This is a genomic window from Granulicella pectinivorans (assembly GCF_900114625.1).
GTDB lineage: Bacteria > Acidobacteriota > Terriglobia > Terriglobales > Acidobacteriaceae > Edaphobacter > Edaphobacter pectinivorans.
On record NZ_FOZL01000001.1, the window covers coordinates 3,141,076 to 3,164,506 of the forward strand.

Consider the following 23,431-nt stretch of genomic DNA (forward strand, 5'->3'; position numbering starts at 1 on the left):
ACCTCTTGCTTCGAAAGTGGTATGAAATGCACCTCTCTCAGTGCATCCTTCTAAGAATGGTCTTCTAAAGGGTTTAGAGTGCCACTTCAGAAATTTCTCAAGGTTTCGCCAAGGCCGTCTGGTCCGTATCGCGTGGGCCAATGTCCATGAAACGTGGACAAACCACCATAAAAGCAACTTATGCAAAAGTGGTATGTTTCCGCTTCGATTACCGCACGGAAAGGGATCTGATGAAGATGAAAGTGTTGCTCATCGCGTTGGCGATGTTGGTCATGGGCGTTGGGCAGGGTAAGGCGCAGGCTCCGGCTGAGCCAGGGAAGTTCGATTTCTTTCTACTCAACCTTTCGTGGTCGCCTGAGTTCTGCGTGACGCATCCGACGAATGGCCAGTGTGCGGCGAAGCCTGGCTTTATTCTGCATGGGCTTTGGGGCGAGAATCTGGATGGCAGTTTTCCGTACCACTGCTCGAGTGCGCCGGGGCCGGCACACCCCGAGGCATATGCGGACGTGACGCCGGATGCGAGCCTGATCGGGCATGAGTGGGATGCGCATGGAACGTGCTCCGGGATGGCCCCGGATGCTTATTTCTCGCTCGCACGGAAGGCGTTTCAGACGGTCGCGATTCCGCCGGAGTTGAAGGGGCTGGATCACGAGATCATGTTGCCGCCTTCGGGGCTTCTGGAGATGTTCGCGAAGGCGAATCCTTCGTTTCCGGCGGGGAGCATGGTGCTGAGCTGCGGCAACAACCGTCTGACGGCGATTGAGGTTTGCATGACGAAGGGGTTAGTGCCGATGGCTTGTCCGGTGGGGATACGGGCCTGCCGGGCGAATGCCGTGAAGGTTACGCCGCAGCAGTGAGGGATGTAGGCAACCCGGTTTAGTGGCCGAACAGATTCAGGCTCTTTGTCAGGTCGGCGGTGAAGGCTGGTTTTTCGGGTTGTGGGTCGAGCAGGAAGGAGCAGATCCATTGCTCTTCCTGCTCGACTTGCCTGGGGCGGAAAGGTCGGCGCTTGGGGCGATGAGTTTGAGTGTCTTCGTCCCAGGTGTCCTGATTGAACTCGTACTCTTCGTCGCGGGATTGCGCGATGGGCTCTTCAGCTTCGGGGGATTCGAGCAGACCTGCCACGACAGTGACGGCGTACCAGCCTGGGCTTACCTGGATGGAACGCTCGAAGTTCGTGAGGGGCATCGGAGTGCGGCTGGGTGGCGGCGTGCCGGGGTTCCAGGGGGTGAGGCGGTCTCCATTGGCGAGCATGAGGAGTCCGGTCTCCGTGCCGAGGACGAAGCCCGCTGAGAAGACGATATGCGTAAGGGGAATGGGGGCGGATTCGGTCGCCGTGGAGCGAATGTCTACCGTGTAGAAGCCGGTCTCAAGGCCGAGGGCGGGAACCATCGTTCCGGCGGCGTAGAGGCGGTCGCCAAGGGGCTTCTGGTGGATGCGGGGTAGAAGATCCTTGCCGAGGAGGAAGGTGCCCGCCTCGTCAAGGAGGCGGGCGGGATCGATGAGAAAGAGGGCGGATTGAGCGGCGAAGAAGTTCTTCTCGGATTGAGGTGTGAAGAAGGCGGGTTGGGTGGGGAAGGGCATTACTCGCCCAACATGATGCGCTGAATGTGGTGGGCGCGGCCTGTGGTGGGGTCGCAGTGGATCAACGCGGCGCACATCTTGGGGTTGCCCTTGGCTGCCTCGAACTTGCCGGGCATGCCGGTGAGGAAGCGCTGGAGGACCAACTCCTTTTCGACGCCGATGACGGAGTCGTAGGGGCCAGACATGCCTACGTCGGTCTGGTAGGCGGTGCCCATGGGGAGGATGCGCTCGTCGGCCGTGGGGATGTGAGTGTGGGTTCCGAGGACGGCGGTGACGCGGCCGTCAAGGTACCAGCCGAGGGCGACCTTCTCCGACGAGGCCTCGGCGTGGATGTCGAGGAGGATGACCTTGGCGGTGATCTTGCTGAGAAGCTCGTCCGCTTTGCGGAACGGGTCGTCGCAGGCAGACATGAAGACGCGGCCCTGCATGTTCATCACCGCATACTCCGTTCCATCGGCCAACGCCCCCTGGTAGAAGCCGAAGCCGGGGGTGCCGTGGGCGTAGTTGGCGGGGCGCAGGACGCGGCGGGGGCGGTCATGGGAGTCGGCGGGGACGGACATGTAGTCGAAGATCTCGCGCTTGTCCCAGATGTGGTTTCCGGTGGTGATGACGTGGGCGCCGAGGTCGAAGAGGTCTTCGGCGAGGGAGGGCGTGAGGCCGAAGCCACCGGCAGCGTTTTCGCCGTTGATGATGAGAAGGTCTACGGCGTTCGATTCGACGACGTGTGGGAGGTGCTCGCGGACGATATGGCGACCGGCAGAGCCGAAGACGTCGCCTACAAAGAGGATATTCACTTGAGGAGGGTATCAGAAAAGCAGGGTACAGGGCTTAGGGCCCAGGGCTCAGAAGGCCTGCTATTGATACATTAATCGGATGTCTGATTATTTGTTTCGGCGGATGCGGGTGGATGAGGCTGCTTTGATCGGGGCGCAGCGGGAAGCTATGTTTCAGGCTGTCGGGAAGCCGCAGGCGGCGCTGGATGCGATGCGGGAGCCGTTTCTGGCGTGGGTTGCGCCTAAGCTGGTGGATGGAAGCTACCTGGGTTGGGCGGTGGAGCTGGATGGGCGGGTCGTGGGCGGGGCGGGGTTGATGGTGCTGGACTGGCCACCGCACTATCTGCACCCTACCGATGCACGGCGCGGGTATTTGCTGAATGTGTACGTCGAGGACGGGCACAGGGGGCATGGATTGGCGCGGAAGCTGGTGGAGGCGACGTACGACGGCGCGCGGGAGCTGGGGATTCAGTACCTGGTGCTGCATGCGAGCGAGATGGGGCGACCGGTGTACGAGAAGATGGGGTGGACCGACACGAACGAGATGGTTTTGATTCTGCCGCAGAATCTTTCTGTGTGATTCCCCACACATGGGGCCGCTGTGATAGCTTGCTTGGCATGGCAATGAGCGGTCAGTTTCGGTTGGGTTTGAGGTTGCTGGCGGTGCTGGCACAGGGTCCGGGTACGATGCATACATCCGGCGCAATCGCGGAAGAGCTGGGTGAGAGCGCGGTGGTGGTGCGAAGGATGTTTCTGCTGCTGCACCAGGCCGGGCTGATCGAGCAGAAAAAAGGCCCGAATGGTGGGGCGCGTCTGTCGGTGCCGGCCAAGCAGATTGGGCTGGGCGCAGTGTACTCGGCGGTAACGCCGGGGTGGCTGGTGCTGGGGGATCCGGCGGTGGATTCGGCGATGAAGAAGGTGCGCGGAGCGGCGGTTGAGGCGATGAATGAGACCTCGCTGGCAGCCGTGGTGAAGAAGATGAAGAAGGTCTAAAGCAAGGCGTAACCAGGATAAAAGCGGGATAAGAACAGACAACGGCCGCGCCTCTGGATTAGGCGCGGCCTTTTTGTTTGCGTTGGTGCGGCGGGGAGTTGTGAGGCGGAAACCCACATCTCGGAATCGAGATGTGGGGCACCCGGTTGGGTGGCTGATTATTCTTCCGGAGCGGCTTGGGGCTTGATGGGGCGCATGAGGGGGAAGAGGATGACGTCGCGGATGGACTTCGATCCGGTGAGGAGCATGGTGAGGCGGTCGATGCCGATGCCTTCGCCTCCGGTGGGGGGCAGGCCGTAGCCGAGAGCCCGTACGTAGTCCTCGTCCATGTGGTGGGCTTCGTCGTCGCCGCGATCGCGTTCCTTGAGCTGGTCCTCGAACCGCTTGCGCTGCTCGTCGGGGTCGTTGAGCTCGGAGAAGGCGTTGCCTACCTCGAAGCCGCCGATGTAGAACTCGAAACGCTCGACCCAGTCGGGTTCGTCGGGCTTTTGCTTGGATAAGGGGCTTACGGCTAGGGGGAAGTCGTAGATGATGGTGGGCTGGATGAGTTCCGGCTCAGCGAGGTACTCGAATATTTCCGTAATAGCTTTTCCGAACGAGATGGCTCCGTCCCGCAGACCTCTGCTCAACTTACTGACAAACTCTCTGAACTGAAGGTGTCGCGCTAAACCGATACCGTCATCGGGCACATGCTCCATAACGACGGTGCGAATTTCCCATGGTTCCCACCATTTGCAGAAAGATTCCAATGATGAAAAAACCTCATGATTCGGGCGATCAAGCATGTTTGGCCACCACTTGATGATGGCTTCACGCATGGAGAGCTTGGTCCAGTTGCTCAGGTCGATCTCGTTGCCGTCGAAGTTTGTGATGGTGGTTCCGTTCACCTCCATGGCTACGTGCTGGACGATCTCCTGGGTGAGGTCCATCAGGTCGTGGTAGTTGGCGTAGGCCTGGTAGAACTCGAGCATGGTGAACTCGGGGTTGTGGCTGGTGTCGATGCCCTCGTTGCGGAAGTTGCGGTTGATCTCGTAGACACGGTCGAAGCCGCCGACGACGAGGCGCTTGAGGTAGAGCTCGGGGGCGATGCGAAGGCTCAGGTCGAGGTCGAGGGCGTTGTGGTGGGTGACGAAGGGGCGGGCCGCGGCGCCGCCGGCGATGCCGACCAGCATGGGGGTTTCGACTTCGATGTAGCCGCGCTGGTCGAAGAAGGAGCGCAGGGCGCGGAGGACGGCTGCGCGCTTGACGAAGACGGCGCGGACGTTGGGAGCAGTCTCTTCTTCGACGGGCGCTGGCGGGGTCGAGAGTTCGGTGGCCTGGATGGAGGCGCGGGCTTCGGTGGGGTCGGTGGCGGTCTCTGTTGGCGCGGGTGCGGCTGGCGCAGGGGCGGGCGGCTTGGTCGCGCCGGAGTTCATGATGAGGTCAACGTAGCGCTGGCGGTAGCGGAGCTCGGTGTCCTCGAGGCCGTGGTACTTGTCGGGGAGGGCGAGCATGGACTTGGCGAGGAAGGTGATGGCGGGCAGGAGTGCGCCGTCGGGCGTGGCTACGGGCCGGACGTGGATGGTCAGTTCGCCGGTGCGGGTGCGGAAGAGGTGGCCGCGGACGCCGATGTGGTCGCCGAGGTCGAGGAGCTTGTAGAGCGCGAAGAGGCTCTCGCCGACGTCGTCTTTCCGGACGTAGATCTGGAAGCGCTGGCCGCCTTGCTGGAGCTGTGCGAAGCCGGCCTTGCCCTGGACGCGGATAGCCATGATGCGGCCGGCGACGGAGACTTCGATGGGATGGGCATCGAGGGTCTCGGCGGTGAGGGGATCGTAGTTGCGGCGAAGCTCCGGGATGGTCGCGGTGGCGGCGTAGGCGTTGGGATAGGTGGCCTCGGCCTCCGTTTTGGCGAAGCCATTGTCGACGGCGAGGCGACCGATCTGTTCGAGCTTCTGGCGGCGGAGGGCGTACTGGGCGATTTCGAATTCGGATTGAGACACGTGGATCCTTCTTGTGTGAGGCTTTGGTAAGGATATCCGACTCCTCCCCACAAAACCCACTGCCCAAAAATGGTGCAACTGCCGCACGCCAAGAAAAATACGACGCGAAAGCAGGAATCGCCAGTAAGGACGAGGTCCCCACCACGCGCAGACACCGTCCGCTGCCCACGTTATCCATACATCGGCCCGCAAGTTGACCATCAGAAACCGCATATAATCGGCGGATGGCTGACGAACCGTCGAAAAAAGGAAAAGGCGCGCTGGGAGATCTGGTGAAGGCTGAATCGATGATTCAGTTCGCCATTGCGTTGCCGGCCGGGTGCGTGATCGGGTGGCTGCTGGGAAGCTGGGGAGACCGGCATTTTCACCAGGCCTGGATGGGCGTGGTTGGGATTCTGCTGGGCGCGCTGGGCGGCTTCATTCAGATCTTCCGGACGGCTTCGGGGTATTTGAAGAGGGACGCCAAGTGAAGCTGATGGAGCAGTTTACCGACGAGGATTTCAAGCGGACGATGGTGGGTGCGATCCGCCTGATGGGCGTCGCGGCGATCGTGGTGTCGCCGCTTCTGTGGTGGAAGCTAGGCTGGCAGAGTGCATTGCTTTTCCTGGTGGGCGCGCTGATTTCGGGGTCGGGGCTTTGGGAGTGGCTGCGGCTGATGACCGCCGTGATGGCTCGCATGGACATGGGCGGAACGGCCAGGCCGATGGGCATGATTCTTGTCGGTTTCTTCCTGCGGCTGGGGCTGACCGTGGTGGTGCTCTATGTTAGTCTTAAGACTCTGGATGGCTCTGTGTTTGCTCTGGCAGGCGGCCTTGCGCTGGGGGTGTTCGCACTCTCAGTCGAGGGTCTTCGATTGATGAAGGCCTGGACGGTTTAGCTGGTAGACGCGCCCCATTCGGCTCAAATTTATGACTCCTCAGCTTCTTTTTACCCAGTTTCTGAACAATCACCTCGCCGCGCCTACGACCGCGCTGTTGAGGGCTGTTCATGTGCAGCCGGTCAATGCCAGCGCTCCAATCTCGAACGCTGTTTCGATGGAGCTGCTGGTCTTCTTGCTGCTTGTGGGCTACTTCGCGATCGTGCGCTCGACCCTTTCGGTGGAGACGCCGGGTGGAGTGCAGCATCTCGCCGAGATGACGCAGGAGTTCGTCTCCGAGCAGAGCGAATCGATCATCGGGCATGGCTGGGAGAAGTTCACCAGCTACCTGACGGCACTGTTCCTGTTTATCCTGATCGCGAACCTGATGGGCCTGGTCCCGGGGCTTGAGTCCCCGACCGCGAACGTCACAGTGCCGCTGGGATTTGCACTCGTTACGTTCCTTTACTACCACTACCATGGCGTTCGTGCGAACGGCTTCAGCTATATCAAGCAGTTCCTGGGGCCGGTTTGGTGGCTCTACCCACTGCTTCTGCCGATCGAGATCATCTCGCACTGCGCTCGCGTGCTTTCGCTCACGGTTCGTCTGTACGCGAATATGTTCGCCGGCGACCTTTTGACGCTGGCGTTCTTCTCGCTGGTGCCGGTTGGCATTCCGCTGGTGTTCCTCGGGCTGCATCTTGGTGTGGCTGCGATTCAAGCGTATGTGTTTACGCTGCTGGCTATGATTTACCTGTCGCTGGCTGTTGCGCACGATCACTAGAGTTCAAGTTTGGACACAGGGAGTTGTCTCCCGCCTTGTGTCAGTACGGCGCCGTTCAGCGTGAGGGTGTCAGCACGGTGAACATCAACCACCCACTGGCGGCGAATCTCGGGGGCATGGAGTTTCACATGAAGATGTTGAAGGTTATGCAGTACGTATTTATGACGCTGGCTGTGATGCTCGTTGCATCGCCCGCCTTTGCGCAGACCGCTGCCGGCGATGGTTCGGGCCAGTGGGTTCCCCTTGCTGCCGGTCTCGGCATGGCTCTCGCAGCCGGCCTTTGCGGACTTGGCCAGGGTAAGGCGACCGCTTCGGCGACCGAAGCGCTGGCACGCAACCCGGGTGCTCGCCCTGGAATCTTCGTGTTCCTGATTCTCGGCCTCGCGTTCATCGAGTCCCTCGCGCTGTTCACGTTCGTCATCATCTTCCTCAAGGTCAAGGCTAGCTAAGCTTTTCCTTTTGTGGGATTTGTGAAAAGCCTCCGCGATGTGCGGGGGCTTTTCCGCGTTGGCAGGCAGCGTGCGGGATGGGGTGGGCATCTTATTTTGCAGGCCGAATGGATCGGCTGCATAAGGAGATGGATATGAAAAAGGCTATTTATTGGGGAACGATCATCGCCGGAGCGGCAGCGGCTTACATGATGCACAAGCGCGGCGAGACGTTTGGGCAGATTGCGAAGAATACGATTTTGAATCCGGTTGGGTCGTTTGCCAATGAGATTCAGGCGGCACGAGTTTAGAGACCGGGTTGGTTGCAGGGAAGAGGCCTCCGTAGAACGGATGCCTCTTCTTTTGCGTCACGACTACCGTGGGTATCGTGGTGGAAGGGGCCGTGGAGTGGGCGTGTACGGGGGAATACAGTAGTTCAGATGGATGGAGCCAAAGCAAAACGTCCAGAATGGGCTGATGGTGATCTCGTAGCTCTCGTTTTGCAGGAAGGTCTCAATCAGCTCGCTTCGGAGCACTCCGCTGCCAGCCAAAGCCCCAACAGCAAGCCTATGAGTTCCGAGAGATTTCCGGGAAGCAAGCGATCAGGGATGAGATCCAGTCCGGAGAGGACGGCCAAAGGCATATACAGATAGAGAGCCAGCGGTCGCCGGTGGACGATATACAGCCATAAGGCCAGATATACGCCCGGAAGTATGATGAAGGTGCCGCCCGTAACGAGTATGAGGAGAATGGTGAGCGGCAAGTCGATTCCGACGGTCCAGGGAAGGTCGTCGGGAGTGAAAAGCGGGCCGCTCATAAGAAGAGGTTAGTGTGAGGCGCTGTCGACGTGGGTGGTGCATTCATCCTGGTGCTGAGTACACCATGCGGCTGCCGCGTCCTCCCGGGCTATGGGTGCCACGAGATGTGGAGCGGGGATCTGAGCCAGTCCGGCACGCTGAGCGAGGGCGAGGATGGGGGTGGGGAAGATGCCGAGGCCCAGGGTGGCGAGGACGGCGATCGTGAGGCCAGCCTCGGCCGCAAACGACACATGCTTGTGGGTAAGGATTCGGGCCGTGTCCGTCGTGGGGCGGGTGTAGAGGGCGACCAGGAGGCGGAGGTAGTAGTAGCAGGCGACGCCGGAGTTCAGCAGGCCAATGACCATGAGCCAGTAGTGGCCGGCGTGGGCGGCGGCAGAGAAGACGTAGAACTTACCGAAGAAACCACCGGTGAAGGGGATTCCGATGAGCGAGAGAAGGAAGAAGGAGAGGGTTCCGGCGAGGAGGGGTCGCTTGAGGGCGAGGCCGGTGAAGTCGTCGATGGAGCGGGCCTGTTCGTTGTAGCCGGCGACCTGGGTGATGACGGCAAAGGCGCCGACGTTCATCGCGGCGTAGGCTGCGGTGTAGAAGCAAGCGGCGGCGATGCCCTCGCGGGGGAAGGCGGTAAAGGCGACGAGGAGGTAGCCGGCGTGCGCGATGGAGGAGTAGGCCAGCATGCGTTTGACGTCGCGCTGAAGGAGGGCCCCGAGGTTGCCGATGCACATCGAGAGCACGGCGATCGCCCACATGAGGACCACCCAGCGGCGCTGCATGAGGGGGAATCCGATGAAGGTGATGCGGAGAAGGACGGCGAAGGCTGCGGCCTTGGGGGCGGTGGACATCATGCCCACGACGGGGGAGGGAGCTCCCTGGTAGACGTCAGGCGTCCAGACGTGGAAGGGGGCAGCGGAGACCTTGAAGCCGAGGCCTATGATGATCATGGCGAGGGCTAGGAATGCGATGCGTGGCGTGGTCGTTGCACCGAGGCCGGCTGCAATGGCCGCGATGGTGGTCGATCCGGTGGATCCGTAGGCGAGCGCTACGCCATACAGGAAGAAGGCGGTGGCGAAGGAGCCGAGCAGGAAGTATTTGAGTGACGACTCGGAGCCGGTGGCCTGTCCCTTGCGGAAGCCGGCCATGATGTAGGTGGAGATGGAGGAGATCTCGAGGCCGACGAAGACCATGAGGAGCTCGACGGAGCAGGCCATGAACATCATGCCGACGCCAGCGAAGAGCGAGAGCGCGAAGTACTCGCCGGCGTGCGTGGTGGGACCGTCGAAGAAGTCGAGGGAGCCGAGCAGCGTGACGAGGATGATGGCGGCGATGAGGAGCTGGAAGAAGATCGAGAAGGCGTCGACCTGGACGGTGCCGGAGAAGGCCGAGATGGTGCCGAACTGGAGCTGATACCAGCTTGCGGCGCCAGCAGCGAGAGTGCCGAGAATGGCGAGCCACCCGAGCGGCTTGCGCGTTTTGCCGGGAGCGATGCAAGGCTCAGCGAGCATGACAACGACGCCGGTTGCGGTGAGGATGATCTCGGGCAGAAGAGCGAGGAGGTTGGGGGACATTTAGCGGGCCTCCGTCGTTGCAGCTACGGGTGTGTAGGTCTCGGTTTCAACTTTTTTGATGGGGCTGGGTGCAGCGGCGGGCTTGTCGGCGAGTGCGGTGCCGGCCTGGTCGATGGCTTTGATCCAAAAGGGAGAGGCTACGCCCATAGCGAGGAAGAGGGCCACGGTCGGCCAGAGAGCGATGTGCTCGCGGAGGTCGAGATCCCAGGTCTTGGTGCTGGCCGACTTGGTGCCGAGGTTACCGTAGAATACGCGCTGGATCATCCAGAGCATGTAGGAGGCCGAGAGGATGACGCCGGTGGTGGCGAGGACGGCGAAGCCGACGTGGTGCGCGATGGCGGACTGCATGGTGCCGGAGAGGATGAGGAACTCGCCGACGAAGTTGTTGAGCATGGGCAGGCCGACGACGGACAGTCCGGTGATGACGAACATCGTCACGATCCAGGGGAGCTTCTGAGCGAGGCCGCCGAGCTCACGGATGTCGTAGGTGCCGTAGCGCTCGTAAAGCAGGCCCATGAGCATGAAGAGGGCGGCTCCGGAGATGGACTCGGAGAGGATGTGGAAGATACCGCCGTCGAGGCCGGAGACCGTGAAGGTGAATATGCCGAGGGTGATGAACGACAGCGCCGAGAGGGTTGCGAAGGCGGCGAGGCGCTTGAGGTCGTTCTGGGTGATGGCCAGGAGGCCGCCGTACACGATGCCGATGGCGCCGAGCGCGATCATCCAGGGGGCGATGCAGTGGGCCTGGTCAGGGAAGATGCCGAAGCTAAAGCGCAGGATGGAGTAAAGGCCCAGCTTACCGGTGAGGACCATAACGGCTGCGGTGGGGGCTTCGGAGATCGCGTCAGCCAGCCAGCCGTGCAGCGGGAAGACGGGTACCTTGACGGCGAAGGCGAGCAGGAAGGCGAGCGATGCCAGCCAGAGGGCGTGGGGGTTGTTCGAGAGCGTGTGAGTGGCGACGATCGACTGGATGGTGGGCAGGTCGAAGGTACCGGTCTGCGCGTAGACCCAGAGGACGCCGACGAGCAGGATGGCCGAAGGGATAAAGGCGTAGAGGAAGTACTTGAGAGCGGCCCAGCGGCGGTTGGAGGTGCGCCCGAAGGTGGCGATGAGGATGGTCATCGGGACGAGCGACAGCTCCCAGTACGCGTAGTACTGGAAGAGATCGAGCGACGTGAAGACGCCGACCATGGCGACCTGCTGCAGCAGGAAGAGAACATAGAAGGTCTTCTTGCGGGCACTGATGGTGTTCCAGCTAATGAGCACACCGAGGGGTGCGAGGAAACCGGTAAGCACGACGAGCCACATGGAGAGGCCGTCGACGCCGAGGTGGTAGTGGATGTTAGGGCTGGCGATCCACTGGAGGTTCTGGTCGAACTGGTAGCCGGAGATGCCGTACACGAAGTGTGCCGGGAGGTGAAGGGTCGCCACGAAGGTGATCAACGTAACGGCGAGGGCGCCCCACTGCATCAGCTTGCCGCGGTCAGGCAGAAGCGCGAGGAGGATCGCGCCCGCGAGCGGGATGAAGGTGATGATGGTGAGGATATGGGAATCGAGGTTCATTTAGTCCAATCCTTTGTGCTGCGTGACGCGAAGACCAATATCGACAGGAAAGCTTAGAAGATCCAGAAACGGCCGAAGACCATGACCGCGATGACGGCGGCGGCACCAAGAGCGAGCCAGCCAGCATAGGAACGAATGTTGCCGGACTGCATGCGGCGGGTGAGGGAACCGAGACCCTCGGTGGCCAGGCCGGCGGCCTGGCCGGAGCCGTTGACAACGCCGCGATCGACGATGAGGTCGAGGACAAGGCGGGTGATGGCGAGCAGAGGCGTGACGATGGCGAGGTTGTAGATCTCGTCGATGTAGAACTTGTTCTTGACGAGCTCGTAGGCCCAGGTGCCGCCGACGGCGCGGCCGATGGTGCCGGGGCGCATCCAGTAGAAGAAGAGAGCGATGACGAAGCCGAGTGCTGCGGTGGCGACGGAGACGGCGGCGAGACCGATCTCGAGGCCGTGGCTCGCAACTTCGGTGGCTACGGGAGCAGCGCTGGAGAAGACGGGCTCGAGGAAGCGCTCCAGCTCGTTATGGCCGCCGAGGGCCGCGGGGACGCCGACAAAGCCGCCAATCACCGAAAGGATGGCCAGGACGACGAGAGGAAAGAGCATGATCCAGGGCGACTCATGGACGCCGTGGGTATGGTGGGCGTCGTGACTGTGTCCGTGGGAGGCATGCTCTTCGACGGACTGCTTGCCGAAGAAGGTCTTGAACCAGAGGCGGAACATGTAGAAGCTGGTCATGCCGGCGGTGAGGAGGCCGATGGCCCAGAGGACGTGGCCCAGGGCGGGGTTCGATTGGAGTGCGAAGGCCCGGTAGAGGATCTCGTCTTTGGAAAAGAAGCCGGCGAAGGGCGGGATGCCGGCGATGGCGATGACGCCAACGGTCATGACGCCGAAGGTCCAGGGGATCTTCTTCCAGAGGCCGCCCATCTTGCGCATGTCCTGCTCCCCGGAGAGGGCGTGGATGACGGAGCCTGCGGAAAGGAAGAGGAGCGCCTTGAAGAAGGCGTGGGTCATGAGGTGGAAGACACCTGCGCCGTAGGCTCCGACGCCGCAGGCGAGGAACATGTAGCCGAGCTGGGAGACGGTGGAGTAGGCGAGAACGCGCTTGATGTCGTGCTGCACCATACCGATGATGGCGGCGAAGAGGGCCGTGGCGGCTCCAATGCAGGCGACGACGGTCAGCGCGAGCGGGCTGCGGTCAAAGAGCGTGTGGCAGCGGGCGATCATGTAAATGCCTGCCGTGACCATGGTGGCCGCGTGGATGAGGGCCGAGACGGGCGTGGGACCTTCCATGGCGTCAGGCAGCCAGACGTAGAGGGGAATCTGGGCGGATTTACCGGCGGCTCCCAGAACTAGGCAGAGGGCGATGGCGGTGAGGAAGCCACCCTGGAGGGCGGGCTGCGCGGCAATGGCGGCGAAGACGCCGTTGAAGCTCAGGGTGCCGAAGTGGGCGATCAGCAGGAACATGGCGAGCAGGAAGCCGAAGTCGCCGATGCGGTTCACGATAAAGGCCTTCTTGCCGGCGTTGGCGGCGGAATCCTTCTTGAAGTAGAAGCCGATGAGAAGGTAGGAGGCGAGGCCGACGCCCTCCCAGCCGACGAAGAGGAGCAGGAAGGACTCAGCCAGGACCAGGACCGACATGAAGAACATGAAGAGGTTGAGGTAGGCGAAGAAGCGCCAGTATCCCTCTTCGTGAGCCATGTAGCCGGCGGAGTAGAGATGGATGAGGAAGCCGACGCCGGTGACGACACCGAGCATGATCAGCGTCAGATGGTCGACGGCGAGGGTGAAGTCGACGTGGAAGGCGCCGGCCTGGATCCAGGTACCGTAGGTCTTCGAGATGGCCTCCTGCCCGGTGGAGAGGGCACCCTGCCAGAGCATGGCAACAATGATCGCGGGGATCGCGGTGAAGAGGAGCGCGATTGCGGTGACGGCGGCGCGGGGCAGGCGGCGGCCCAGGGTTCCGTTGAGCAGGAAGCCCGTGAAGGGAAGGATCGGGATGAGCCAGAGGTACTGAGAGGGCATCGTTTTGGTGTCCGCTAATTCTTCATGAGGTTGATCTGGTCAACGTTGAGGGTCTGGCGCGTGCGGAAGATGGCGATAATGATCGCGAGTCCGACGGCGGCTTCGGCGGCGGCTACGACCATGACGAAGAAGACGAAGATCTGTCCCTGGACTTGGTGCCACATGTGGGCGAAGGCGACGAAGGTGAGGTTGACGGCGTTGAGCATCAGCTCGATCGACATGAAGATGGTGACGATGTTGCGCTTGATGAGGAACGAGCACGCCCCGATGGAGAAGAGGATGGCGGCGAGGACGAGATAGTAAGCGATGGGTACGGGAGCCATTTACTGATTCCTCTTGCGCCTGGAGTAGGCGACGATTCCGAGTCCGACGAGGATGCCGGCGATGAGTCCGAGAACGGAGTCCATGGTCGGGTGCATAATTACTGTTCCTTCCGCGCGAGGACGACCGCGCCCAGAATGGCTACCAGGATGAGCACGCTGGTGACTTCGAAGGGAAGAAGGAGCCGGGTGAAGAGAACGGTGGAGATCTCCTGGATGTTCGAGACGGCTCCGGTGAGGTACTCGCCCACGTAGGAGGTACCGAGTGCCTTGCGCTCCGAGAGGAAGACGAAGGAGAGCAGGCAGAAGATGGCGGCGGCACCGGGGAATCCGGCAATGTAGGCGATCTTCGATCCGTCGGTTTTTTCTTCTTCACCCGCGTTCAACAGCATGATGACGAAGACGAACAGCACCATAATGGCACCGGAATAGACGATGACCTGCGCGGCGGCGAGGAACTCCGCGCCGAGCGACCAGTAGAGGACGGCAAGCGACATCATGACCACGACCAGCGAGAGCGCCGAATTGATGGGGTGGCGCTGCAGCAGCAGGTTGAGGGCAGCCGCGATGGCGAGCAGGCCGAAGATGAGGAAGAGTGCGAGTTGCATGGGTGCCGCGTGGTCCTTCCCTTGGTTCGAATACGTTTAATTCGTGTGCGTACTGCGATTGTAAAGCGTTAGCGCGCCTTGAGAGCCATGACGAGCGAGGTGACGATGATGTTGGCCATCGCGACCGGCATCAGGAACTTCCAGCCGAAGCTCATGAGCTGGTCGTAACGGAAGCGGGGAAGCGTGGAGCGGACCCAGATGAAGAGGAAGAGGAACGAGAAGATCTTGAAGACGAACCAGAAGACCGAGAGCGCAGCCTGGACGTAGATGCCGCCGAAAGCCGGGAAAAGATGACCGAAAGGGCTGGAGGCTCCGCCAAAGAAGAGCAGCGTAGCGACGCAGCTGATGGTGATCATGTTGGCGTATTCGGCCATGAAGAACATGGCGAACTTCATCGACGAGTACTCAGTGTGGTAACCGGCGACCAACTCGGATTCGGCCTCGGGAAGATCGAAGGGAGAGCGATTGGCTTCGGCATAGGCGCTGATGAGGTAGATGAAGAAGGCGACGATCTGGAAGCCGCCGAAGACGTTCCAGGATAGAGCGCCGTGAGCGGCCTGGGAGTCGACGATGTCGCGAAGGTTGAGCGAACCGGACCGGAGGACGACGCCGACGAGCGAGAGGCCCAGGGCGAGTTCGTAGGAGATCATCTGCGAGGTGGCGCGGAGCGAGCCGAGCAGGGCGAACTTATTGTTCGAACTCCAGCCGGAGAGCGCAATGCCGTAGACGCCAATGCTCGTGATGCCGAGGATGACGAGAAGAGCGATGTTGACGTTCGCGACCTGGAAGATATCGACGCCCTTGACGAGGGTCAGGGCACCGAAGGGAACGACAGAGATCGAGACCATGGCGCAGACGAGCGCGATCATGGGGGCGATGATGAAGAGGGGCCGCGCAACGGCGAGGGGCATCATGTCTTCCTTGAGGAAGAGCTTGATGCCGTCGGCGAGGGGCTGCAGGAGGCCGAAGGGGCCGGTACGGGAGGGGCCCCAGCGGTTCTGCATGCGGCCGATGATCTTGCGCTCAAGCAGCACCGTATAGGCAACCGCAGTCAACGTGATGACGAAGACCACGAGGAGCTTGACTACGGTGATGATGAGGAACGTGAGAAAAGGTACTTGTGGAGTCAACGGTATCTCTCTTAATCGGCTGCGGTCTGGTTGTCGATCTGAACGAGTTTCTGGGCGGCAAGGCGTGCGTCGTTGACCTGGAGGTCGTCGAGCATGGGCGAGTAGCGGCCGAGGGTTCCGGAGGTGAAGAGCTTGTCCTTCGCAGGAAGGACGAGGTCGCGGCGGGTGCCGATCTGGACGAGCGGAGCGGGCGCGTTGGGGGCGATGTTCTGGTCGTTTCCGCTCAAGAACTGGAGGCGAAGGAGCTTGTCGTAACCGGGGACGGTGCGCTGGATCTCGTCGAGGATGGCGGCGGGATCGAACGGGCTGAGGCGCGGCTCGAGGTTGTTGGCGGTGAGCCAGATGGCGTGGCGATCGGCCTCGCCGGACTGTGCGCCGCGGGTCTGGCCCATGTCTGCGCGGGTGCCTTTGCCGAAGGGCACGAGATCCTTGACGGCGGCACCCATCTTGTCGGCGATGCGGACGATCATCTCGAAGTCGGTGCGGACACCTGCGCGGTCGGCAGCCTTCTTGACGGCTTGCAGGTCGCCGTAGCTGTTGGTGACGGAACCGGACTTCTCGTAGAGGTTGGCGGCGGGCAGGACGACGTCCGCGATGGCCGCGGTCTCGGTGAGGAACATCTCCTGGACGACGAGGAAGGTGTTCTTGAGCGTGGCGGGGTCGATGTCGTAGCGCAGGACCGGGTTGGCTCCGACGACGTAGAGGGCGGAGAGATCGCCCTTGGCGGCGGCGTCGAAGATCTCTAGGAGGTCGAGGCCTGCGGTAGGTGCGGGAACGTAGCCGGGGAGCATGTCGGGAAGGACGCCCATGTCGGCTGCGCCGCGCGAGTTGACGTAGTCGGAGAGCAGGGCGAACTTCGCGCCGGGGATGGTGAGGCCGAAGTCGATGAGGCGCTTGAGATCCGCGCCGCGCAGCTCGGAGCCGATGAGGATGAGGAGGGATTCCTCGGCCTTGACGGCGTCGCGAAACTTCGACAGGGAAGCGGCGTCCGCTGCGGCGTTGGCGGCGGAGGCGTCGTCGCCGGCGAGGTAGGCGGCGAAGGCTCCGTAGCCGAGGTCCGACACCTGCACGAAGGTCTTGGCCTGGCGGGTGAGCTTGATCTGCTGATGGTTCGCGATGTGCAGGCGGGCTGCGTTCTGGCGGACATCGGAGCGGAGGTTCCAGGCGGTGAGCGGGTTCTCGTTGGTGGGATCGCCGCCGACGATGAGGACGGCCTTGGCGTTTGCAGTGTCGTGCTGCGAGGCTACGCGACCGGTGGTGCCGCTGAGGGCCTGGGCAAACGACACGTAATCGGCAGTGCGGTGATGGTCGATGTTGCTAGTCTGAAGGACGGTGCGCGCGAACTTCTGGAGGAGGTAGTTCTCCTCGTTGGTGAGGCGGTTGGAGCCGATGACGCCGATGCTCTTGCCGCCGCGGGTGTCGCGGAGTTCACGGAGCTTCTTGCCGGCGAAGTCGAGTGCGGCTTCCCAGGAGACGGGGGTGAGGGTGCCGTTCTGGCGGATCATGGGAGTGGTGATGCGCTGCTCGGAGTTGGCGAAGTCGAAGGCGTAGCGGCCCTTGTTGCAGAGGAAGTCGCCGTTGATGCCGGACTTGTCGCGGTTGTCGCCACGGACGATCTCGCTTCCATCTGTCGTGGAGCGGACGCCTAGTGTGGTCTTGCATCCGTCGCCGCAGTGCGTGCAGACAGTGGGGACGTGGTTCATCTCCCAGGGCCGGGTCTTGTAGCGGTAGGTGCCGGAGGTGAGGGCGCCGACGGGGCAGGCGTCGATGCACATGCCGCACTGCTCGCAGTCGACGTGGGCGAGGTCGTCGGGGGACTGGAGGGCGGGGATGTTGGGGGCGATGACGGACGAGGAGCCGCGGTTCTGGATACCGAGGGCGAAGACGTCCATGCCTTCGCCGCACATGCGGACGCAGCGGTAGCAGAGGATGCAGCGCGGGCGGTCGAAGTAGACTACGGGCGACCACTTCTGCTCTTCGCGGTGGTTCTTGGGCTCGGCGTAGAAGGATTCTGCGGCGCCGTACTTGAAGGTCATGTCCTGCAGCTCGCACTCGCCGCCGGCGTCGCAGACGGGGCAGTCGAGGGGGTGGTTGCCGAGCAGGAGTTGCAGGGTGGCCTTGCGGGCCTGGGCGATCTCGGGGGTCTCGGTCTGGACGACCATGCCCTCGGCGACCGGCGTGGTGCATGCGGTCTGGAGCTTGGGCATCTTCTCGATGCGCACGACGCACATGCGGCATGCGGCCTGGAGCGAGAGGCCGGGGTAGTAGCAGAAGGCTGGGATCTCGATGCCGGCGGACTTGCAGGCCTCGATGAGGAGGGTGCCCGCGGGGGCGGTAAGCTTGGTTCCGTCGACGGTGAAGGTTACGTCTGGCATCTGAGTTCCTCTGCTACTTTGACTTCTCGATCAGTAGCCTTTGATCGGCGCTGCGATGGTGCGTGGTGACGATGATGACTCGTACCAGGGCGATGGCGAGGACGACCGCGACAAGCGCCCAGACGAGTCGGATCAGTGTGCTGCCCCGGCCAACTCGCCCACGGGCTTGATGGCGATGAGCGGGTGTTCGACACGCTTGCCCTCGACGTACTCCTCGAACTCCTTGCGGAACTTCTTGACGAAGCCTAATGTCGGCATCGCGGCGGCGTCGCCGAGTGGGCAGAAGGTGCGGCCGAGCATGTTTTCGGCGAGGTACTGGACGTTGTCGATGTCCTTCTTGTTGCCTCCCCCGGCGTGAACGCGGGTGAGGGTCTTCTTGATCCAGTCCGTGCCCTCGCGGCAGGGGATGCACCAACCGCAGGATTCATGCTGGTAGAAGGCGATGGTGCGGAGGGCGAACTCGACGATGGAGACGGTTTCATCGAGGACGACGATGCCGCCGGAGCCGAGCATGGTGCCCGCTTTGCCCATCTGGTCGAAGTCGAGGCCTACGTCGATCTCATCGGGCAGAAGGACCGGGCAGGACGAGCCGCCGGGGACGACGGCCTTGAGCTGCTTGCCGCCCTTGATGCCGCCAGCGACTTCATAGATGGCTTTCTTGAGGTTGTAGCCCATGGGGAGCTCGTAGATGCCGGGCTTTTCGACGTGTCCGGAGATGCCGAAGAGGCGCGTGCCGCCGTTGCGCTCGGAGCCGAGCTTGGCGTAGGCCTCGCCGCCCATGAGCAGGATGTGCGGGGCGCTGGCGATGGTCTCGGCGTTGTTGATGACGGTGGGTCCGCCGTAGAGGCCGACGACGGCGGGGAAGGGGGGCTTGATGCGGGGAACGCCGCGCTTGCCTTCGAGCGACTCCATGAGGGCGGACTCTTCGCCGACTTCATAGGCGCCTGCGCCGGTCTGGGTGACGATGTCGAAGTCGATGCCGGAGCCGAAGATGTTCTTGCCGAGATAGCCCTTGGCGTAGGCGTCGGCGACGGCCTTTTCCATGATCTTGAGGAGGTAACGATACTCGCCGCGCAGGTAGATGAAGCCCATCTTCGCGCCGATGGCGAGGCCGGCGATCATGGTGCCTTCGATGACCGCGTGCGGGTCGTGCAGGAAGATGACGTGATCCTTGCAGGTGCCGGGTTCGGACTCGTCGCCGTTGACCAGGACGTACTTGTCCTTGTCGTTCTTGGGGACGAAGGACCACTTGAGGCCGGTGGGGAAGCCTGCGCCACCGCGGCCGCGAAGGCCGGATGCCTTCATGGTGTTGATGATCCAGTTCGACATCTCCGGGCCTTGCGAGATGGCGAGCTGCACGGCCTTGTAGCCATCGAGCTCGATGTACTTGTCGATGTCGGCTGCGCCCTGGCCGAAGCGCTTCTTCAGGACGATGGTTTCTTCGGGGTGAGAGACGAGTGTGGGCATTACTTCACATCCTTTCCACGGCCTTCGCGATACATCTGGAAGACCTCGTCCATCTTGGCGGGGGTGAGATCGTCGTGGAAGTCGTAGTTGACCTGCACGGCGGGGGCCCAGCAGCAGGCGCCGATGCACTCGACTTCTTCGAGCGAGAAGAGGCCATCGGGGGTGACTTCCTTGTGACCGATGCCGAGCTTGTGCTTGCAGTGGTCGAGGAGCTCGTATCCACCGCGAAGCATACAACTAATATTCGTGCAGACCTGCACGTTGTACTTGCCCGCGGGCTTGGTGCGGAGCATGGAGTAGTAGCTGAGGACGTTGCGCACGTCGAGCTCGAAGATGCCGATGCGCTGGGCGATCTCGGTGACGACGGCGTCGGAGACGTAGCCGATCTCATCCTGCGCGTAGAGCAGCATAGGGATGAGCGCTGACCGCTTCAGCGGATAGATGGTGACGAGGTGGTCGAAGCGGGCTGCGAGCTCCGGCGAGAATATTGTGTTGGCGACTTGACTCACTGCATCATCTCCCGTGCCAGCCGCTCGGCTGCGATGTCCATCTCTTCTTCCTGCTTGTCCTTACCGGCTGCGGTCAGGACGGTTCCGTGTTCGGTGAGGGCGAAGGCGCATTTGCGTCCGTCGCTGTACTGCATGGTGCGATGGTGGAACTTGAGCCACTTGCTGTTGACCCGGAGGGTGATCTCATCAGGGCCAACTTCGACTACGGCGTGGTGCGTAGTGTTGAGACCGTGGGCGGCTGCGTAAGAGCGGAGCAGGGAAGCCCAGGAGGTCCAGAGTTCGGTGTGAAGTTTAGCTTCCAGGAATACCTCAGGGCTGAAGCCCACTTCCTTGCCAGGTTTTGGCACGGCCGAAGCCGCACCCTTAAGCAAAACGTAAACGGTTAGCGGTCAATTTCCCCGAGGACAATGTCGATGGAGCCGATAACGGCAACGACGTCGGCCAGCATGCGGCCCTTGCACATCGTTTCGAGGGCTTGCAGGGTGGCGAAGGACGGGTTGCGCATGTGGACGCGGTAAGGCTTGGCGGTGCCGTCCGAGACGACGTAGTAGCCCATGAGGCCGCGTGGGCTTTCGACGGCCTGGAAGACCTCTCCGGCGGGGACGGCAAAGCCTTCGGTGACGATCTTGAAGTGATGGATGAGCGACTCCATCTGGGTCTTCATCTGCTCGCGGTTGGGCAGAACGATTTTGGGGGCGTCGGCGGTGATCGGCGCGTCGGCGGGCAGGGCGGCGAGGAACTCCATGGCCTGCTTGCAGATCTTGACCGACTCATGCATCTCGAGCATGCGGACTTCGTACCGGGCCCAGACGTCTCCGACCTGCGAGACGGGCACGTTGAAGGTGAACTTCTCGTAGCTGGAGTAGGGCATGTCGCGGCGTGCATCCCAGTCAACGCCGGAGGCGCGGAGTGGGGGGCCGGTGACGCCGAGGGCGATGGCGTCCTCGGGCGAGAGGTGACCCACGCCCTTGAGACGGCCGATCCAGATGGGGTTGCCGGTGAGGAGGTTCTCGTACTGCTGGATGCGGTCCGGCATGATGGCCAGGAAGTCTTTGACCTTCTCGTAGAAGTCGAGGGGGGGCTCCAGCGAAAGGCCACCGATGCGGAAGTAGCTGGTCATCATGCGCTGACCGGCTACGGATTCGAAGATGCGGAGGATGTCTTCGCGCTCGCGGAAGCAATAGAGGAAGACGGTGAGTGCGCCGATGTCCATGGCGTGCGTGCCGAGCCAGACGAGGTGCGACTGGATGCGGGTGAGCTCGTTGAGCAGGACGCGGAGATACTGGGCGCGCTCGGGGATCTCAAGGGCGAGGAGCTTCTCGACGGCGAGACAGTAGGCGAGGTTGTTCGTCATCGGACAGAGGTAGTCGATGCGATCGGTGAGGGGAACGACCTGCTGATAGAACTTGGCCTCGCAGGTTTTCTCGATGCCGGTGTGGAGGTAGCCGATATCGGGGGCGAGGGAGACGACGGCTTCACCGTCGATTTCGAGCACGAGACGGAGAACGCCGTGGGTGGACGGGTGCTGCGGACCCATGTTGATGACCATGGTGTGGTCTTTGGGCGCTTCGGTGTCGTGGTGGCGCTTGGCGTCGGCGAGGACGTCGTCGACGCCGGGGTTGATCATGTCGGGTGCGTAGGTTGGCGGCATTAGCGGTAGCCCTCCACGGGATAGTCCTTGCGGAGCGGGTTGCCGTTCCAGTCGTCGGGCATCATGATGCGCTTGAGGTTGGGATGGCCGGGGAAGTCGATGCCGAAGAGGTCGAAGACTTCGCGCTCGTAAAAGTTGGCGGAGGGCCATACGCCGGTAATGGTGGGAACCGACGGAACAGCGCCTTCGAGACGGACCGCGAGACGGATGCGCTGCTTCAGGCGATGCGAGACGATGTGGTAGCTGATCTGAAAGCGGGGTTCGGAGGGGTACCAGTCGACGGCGGTACAGTCTTCGAAGAAGTTGTAGCCGGCAGCCTGTACGGCCTTACAGGCCTCGATGATGCTCTCGGCGGGGACGGTGAGGGTGAACTCGTTGCGGTCGAACTTGGCGTCGGTGGCGAGATCCTTGAGCGCGATACAGGCGGCGTTCTCAGGGAAGGCGGCGAAGACGGCTTCGGTGCCGAGGAGCTTCTTTGGGTCGGGTGCGGCTTCCATTTACAGATCCCCCTTATCGTTCGACCAATCGAAGACGCCCTTCTTCCAGACATAGAAGAGACCGACCGCGACGAACGCGATGTAGACGAACATCTCCCAGAAGCCGAACATGGCCTGGCCGGTGATGGCGGGGAGCTTTTTGAAGATGACGGCCCAGGGAAGCATGAAGACAGCTTCCACGTCGAAGAGGATGAAGAGCATCGCAACGAGGTAGAAGCGGACCGAAAAACGTCCGCGGGCGTCGCCGATGGGGTCCATGCCGCACTCGTAGGGTCCGAGCTTGGTGCGGGAGTTCTTATGCCTGCCGACGAGGTATGAGGCTCCGACCATGCCCCCGGCCATGCCGAGAGCGACGAGAACCTGAAGCACGAGCGGAAGATAGTTCCAAATGTAGGGGTAACTTTGCATGGCCATCTTCGACTCTAGAAGTGTGTCTGGCAAGTGTCAAGCATCGGACGGCGATGTTCGAACAGTGAATGGGGCTAGCGGAAAAGTGAGGTGTACCAGTCGAGGAGGGCAGGGCCGAAGAGGGAGGAAAACAGGCCTCCCGCAGCGAGAAAACTGCCGAAAGGGAGACGGGTGAGGCGGTTGGCGCGGCCCCGTACCAGCAAAAGGGCCGCATAGAGCGACGCCGTCAGTACGCCAGCGAACAGAGCGAGGATAGCGGGCCAGAATCCGAGGAAGGCCGCGATCATCGCGAGGAGTTTGATATCGCCGAGGCCCATTCCGTCCCGTTTGCGGAGAAGTTTATACGCCTGGCGGATGGCCAGAAGGAGAAGAGCGGCTCCCACGATGGCGACGAGACGGCCTCCGAGGAGCGCTTCCGGGCCGGTGAGGAAGACATTTCCCTTTTCGACCGACATGGCGGCGGTGATCGGTGCCTTGTGATGGAGGAGAACCTGGTCTTCCGTCGGGCCGAGGAAGATGGCCTGGGTGCAGACGAGGAAGAAACCGATGGCGATGCCCGAGAGGGTGAAGGCGTCGGGGAGGCGGTGGGTCTGCCAGTCCATGACGAGGAGGCCTATGAGGAGGAAGCCGAGGATGAGCGTGGCGATACCGGCAATTACATCGATCGTGAGCCGTTCTGCCATCCACGGCCCAACCTGGCCGGTTTGATCCATCCCCCACGCATCCCAGGCGTGAGCGAATGCCGTCATGAACCAAAGTCCCGTGGCGATTTCAACCGCAGGATATTGCCAGGAGATCTTCTGTCCGCAGTCGCGGCAGCGGGCGCGGAGGAGGAGCCAGCTCAGGATGGGTATGTTGTCGTACCAGCGAATGGCGTGGTGGCAGGCCGGGCAGTGGGAGCGGGGTGTGACGATGCTCTCGCCGTAGGGCAGGCGGGCGATGCACACGTTGAGGAAGCTGCCGAGGAGTAGGCCTATGACGAAGGCACAGCCGGTGATGAGCCAAAGTTCGAGCACAACTTCAGTATAGGCGGGATATACTTCCGCCATCCCCCCTGTTGCGTCTAGTTGATTCACCCATCTCTTAGTACGCAGAAAGAGGC

The 23,431-nt window shown here is 62.0% G+C and carries 27 protein-coding genes; 8 read left to right on the plus strand and 19 right to left on the minus strand.

Annotation, left to right across the window (positions count from 1 at the left end):
* Positions 1 to 230 precede the first annotated feature (230 nt).
* Entirely contained in the window at positions 231 to 857 is a 627-nt protein-coding gene (locus BM400_RS12360) for a ribonuclease T2 family protein (protein ID WP_175529009.1), read from the plus strand.
* A 19-nt stretch (positions 858 to 876) separates the two neighbouring features.
* On the opposite strand, the gene BM400_RS12365 is transcribed toward BM400_RS12360, so the two are convergent.
* Both BM400_RS12365 and BM400_RS12370 read right to left on the minus strand, forming a co-directional pair.
* Positions 877 to 1,584: a hypothetical protein gene (locus BM400_RS12365; protein WP_089839443.1), complete on the minus strand. Its 708-nt coding sequence runs from the start codon at positions 1,582 to 1,584 to the stop codon at positions 877 to 879.
* Positions 1,584 to 2,378 carry a TIGR00282 family metallophosphoesterase gene (locus BM400_RS12370; protein WP_089839444.1) on the minus strand — a complete coding sequence of 265 codons (795 nt, stop codon included), beginning with the start codon at positions 2,376 to 2,378 and terminating at the stop codon, positions 1,584 to 1,586. The genes BM400_RS12365 and BM400_RS12370 overlap by 1 nt, the downstream gene beginning before the upstream one ends.
* A 79-nt stretch (positions 2,379 to 2,457) precedes the next feature.
* Between BM400_RS12370 and BM400_RS12375 the strand changes: the two genes are divergently transcribed.
* Together BM400_RS12375 and BM400_RS12380 are read left to right on the plus strand one after the other, a co-directional pair.
* The gene (locus BM400_RS12375; RefSeq protein ID WP_217644112.1) at positions 2,458 to 2,937 is read left to right on the plus strand and encodes a GNAT family N-acetyltransferase; all 480 of its coding nucleotides are present in this window, start codon (positions 2,458 to 2,460) and stop codon (positions 2,935 to 2,937) included.
* Between the two features lie 38 nt (positions 2,938 to 2,975).
* Positions 2,976 to 3,350, plus strand: a complete 375-nt coding sequence (locus tag BM400_RS12380; RefSeq protein ID WP_089839445.1) for an RrF2 family transcriptional regulator — start codon at positions 2,976 to 2,978, stop codon at positions 3,348 to 3,350.
* Positions 3,351 to 3,508: 158 nt separating this feature from the next.
* Here BM400_RS12380 and BM400_RS12385 read toward each other — a convergent pair whose 3' ends face one another.
* Positions 3,509 to 5,329, minus strand: a complete 1,821-nt coding sequence (locus tag BM400_RS12385; protein WP_245781849.1) for a lysine--tRNA ligase — start codon at positions 5,327 to 5,329, stop codon at positions 3,509 to 3,511.
* Between the two features lie 224 nt (positions 5,330 to 5,553).
* On the opposite strand from BM400_RS12385, the gene BM400_RS12390 reads away from it, so the two are divergent.
* The 5 genes from BM400_RS12390 (at position 5,554) to BM400_RS22070 (ending at position 7,708) form a co-directional block, all read left to right on the plus strand.
* A complete protein-coding gene (locus BM400_RS12390; protein ID WP_089839446.1) occupies positions 5,554 to 5,799 on the plus strand; it encodes an AtpZ/AtpI family protein in 246 nt (81 codons plus the stop codon).
* A gap of 5 nt (positions 5,800 to 5,804) precedes the next feature.
* Positions 5,805 to 6,206, plus strand: a complete 402-nt coding sequence (locus BM400_RS12395) for an ATP synthase subunit I (RefSeq protein WP_089841865.1) — start codon at positions 5,805 to 5,807, stop codon at positions 6,204 to 6,206.
* Positions 6,207 to 6,237: 31 nt separating this feature from the next.
* A complete protein-coding gene (gene atpB, locus BM400_RS12400; RefSeq protein WP_089839447.1) occupies positions 6,238 to 6,969 on the plus strand; it encodes a F0F1 ATP synthase subunit A in 732 nt (243 codons plus the stop codon).
* A 137-nt stretch (positions 6,970 to 7,106) separates the two neighbouring features.
* A complete protein-coding gene (locus BM400_RS12405) occupies positions 7,107 to 7,418 on the plus strand; it encodes an ATP synthase F0 subunit C (protein ID WP_089841867.1) in 312 nt (103 codons plus the stop codon).
* A gap of 134 nt (positions 7,419 to 7,552) precedes the next feature.
* Positions 7,553 to 7,708 carry a hypothetical protein gene (locus tag BM400_RS22070; protein WP_175529010.1) on the plus strand — a complete coding sequence of 52 codons (156 nt, stop codon included), beginning with the start codon at positions 7,553 to 7,555 and terminating at the stop codon, positions 7,706 to 7,708.
* Between the two features lie 206 nt (positions 7,709 to 7,914).
* On the opposite strand, the gene BM400_RS12415 is transcribed toward BM400_RS22070, so the two are convergent.
* The 16 genes from BM400_RS12415 to BM400_RS12485 form a co-directional block, all read right to left on the minus strand.
* A complete protein-coding gene (locus BM400_RS12415) occupies positions 7,915 to 8,214 on the minus strand; it encodes a hypothetical protein (RefSeq protein ID WP_089839449.1) in 300 nt (99 codons plus the stop codon).
* 9 nt (positions 8,215 to 8,223) lie between these two features.
* Positions 8,224 to 9,777: an NADH-quinone oxidoreductase subunit N gene (locus tag BM400_RS12420; RefSeq protein WP_089839450.1), complete on the minus strand. Its 1,554-nt coding sequence runs from the start codon at positions 9,775 to 9,777 to the stop codon at positions 8,224 to 8,226.
* Positions 9,778 to 11,340, minus strand: coding sequence for a complex I subunit 4 family protein (locus tag BM400_RS12425; protein ID WP_089839451.1), 1,563 nt, complete (start codon positions 11,338 to 11,340; stop codon positions 9,778 to 9,780).
* Positions 11,341 to 11,393: 53 nt separating this feature from the next.
* Positions 11,394 to 13,364 (minus strand): NADH-quinone oxidoreductase subunit L, encoded by a 1,971-nt coding sequence (gene nuoL, locus BM400_RS12430; protein ID WP_089839452.1) that lies wholly within the window; start codon positions 13,362 to 13,364, stop codon positions 11,394 to 11,396.
* A 14-nt stretch (positions 13,365 to 13,378) separates the two neighbouring features.
* Complete coding sequence (gene nuoK / locus BM400_RS12435) at positions 13,379 to 13,687, minus strand: NADH-quinone oxidoreductase subunit NuoK (RefSeq protein ID WP_089839453.1); 309 nt, start codon at positions 13,685 to 13,687, stop codon at positions 13,379 to 13,381.
* Positions 13,688 to 13,783 (minus strand): LPXTG cell wall anchor domain-containing protein, encoded by a 96-nt coding sequence (locus tag BM400_RS21705; RefSeq protein WP_141223911.1) that lies wholly within the window; start codon positions 13,781 to 13,783, stop codon positions 13,688 to 13,690.
* A 2-nt stretch (positions 13,784 to 13,785) separates the two neighbouring features.
* Entirely contained in the window at positions 13,786 to 14,292 is a 507-nt protein-coding gene (locus BM400_RS12440) for an NADH-quinone oxidoreductase subunit J family protein (protein ID WP_089839454.1), read from the minus strand.
* A 68-nt stretch (positions 14,293 to 14,360) separates the two neighbouring features.
* Positions 14,361 to 15,422: an NADH-quinone oxidoreductase subunit NuoH gene (nuoH, locus tag BM400_RS12445; protein ID WP_089839455.1), complete on the minus strand. Its 1,062-nt coding sequence runs from the start codon at positions 15,420 to 15,422 to the stop codon at positions 14,361 to 14,363.
* An 11-nt stretch (positions 15,423 to 15,433) separates the two neighbouring features.
* Positions 15,434 to 17,797, minus strand: coding sequence for an NADH-quinone oxidoreductase subunit G (locus tag BM400_RS12450; protein WP_089839456.1), 2,364 nt, complete (start codon positions 17,795 to 17,797; stop codon positions 15,434 to 15,436).
* Positions 17,798 to 17,929: 132 nt separating this feature from the next.
* Positions 17,930 to 19,264 carry an NADH-quinone oxidoreductase subunit NuoF gene (gene nuoF / locus BM400_RS12455; protein ID WP_089839457.1) on the minus strand — a complete coding sequence of 445 codons (1,335 nt, stop codon included), beginning with the start codon at positions 19,262 to 19,264 and terminating at the stop codon, positions 17,930 to 17,932.
* Positions 19,264 to 19,773: an NADH-quinone oxidoreductase subunit NuoE family protein gene (locus BM400_RS12460; RefSeq protein WP_089839458.1), complete on the minus strand. Its 510-nt coding sequence runs from the start codon at positions 19,771 to 19,773 to the stop codon at positions 19,264 to 19,266. Before BM400_RS12460 ends, nuoF begins: the two co-directional genes overlap by 1 nt.
* Positions 19,770 to 20,120: a transcriptional regulator gene (locus BM400_RS12465; protein ID WP_245781850.1), complete on the minus strand. Its 351-nt coding sequence runs from the start codon at positions 20,118 to 20,120 to the stop codon at positions 19,770 to 19,772. Before BM400_RS12465 ends, BM400_RS12460 begins: the two co-directional genes overlap by 4 nt.
* Before the next feature lie 35 nt (positions 20,121 to 20,155).
* Positions 20,156 to 21,424 carry an NADH dehydrogenase (quinone) subunit D gene (gene nuoD / locus BM400_RS12470; protein ID WP_089839459.1) on the minus strand — a complete coding sequence of 423 codons (1,269 nt, stop codon included), beginning with the start codon at positions 21,422 to 21,424 and terminating at the stop codon, positions 20,156 to 20,158.
* Positions 21,424 to 21,921 carry an NADH-quinone oxidoreductase subunit C gene (locus tag BM400_RS12475; protein WP_089839460.1) on the minus strand — a complete coding sequence of 166 codons (498 nt, stop codon included), beginning with the start codon at positions 21,919 to 21,921 and terminating at the stop codon, positions 21,424 to 21,426. Before BM400_RS12475 ends, nuoD begins: the two co-directional genes overlap by 1 nt.
* The gene (locus BM400_RS12480) at positions 21,922 to 22,329 is read right to left on the minus strand and encodes an NADH-quinone oxidoreductase subunit A (RefSeq protein ID WP_089839461.1); all 408 of its coding nucleotides are present in this window, start codon (positions 22,327 to 22,329) and stop codon (positions 21,922 to 21,924) included. It abuts the gene before it with no gap.
* A gap of 74 nt (positions 22,330 to 22,403) precedes the next feature.
* Positions 22,404 to 23,345, minus strand: a complete 942-nt coding sequence (locus BM400_RS12485) for a prepilin peptidase (RefSeq protein ID WP_245781851.1) — start codon at positions 23,343 to 23,345, stop codon at positions 22,404 to 22,406.
* Positions 23,346 to 23,431 lie beyond the last annotated feature (86 nt).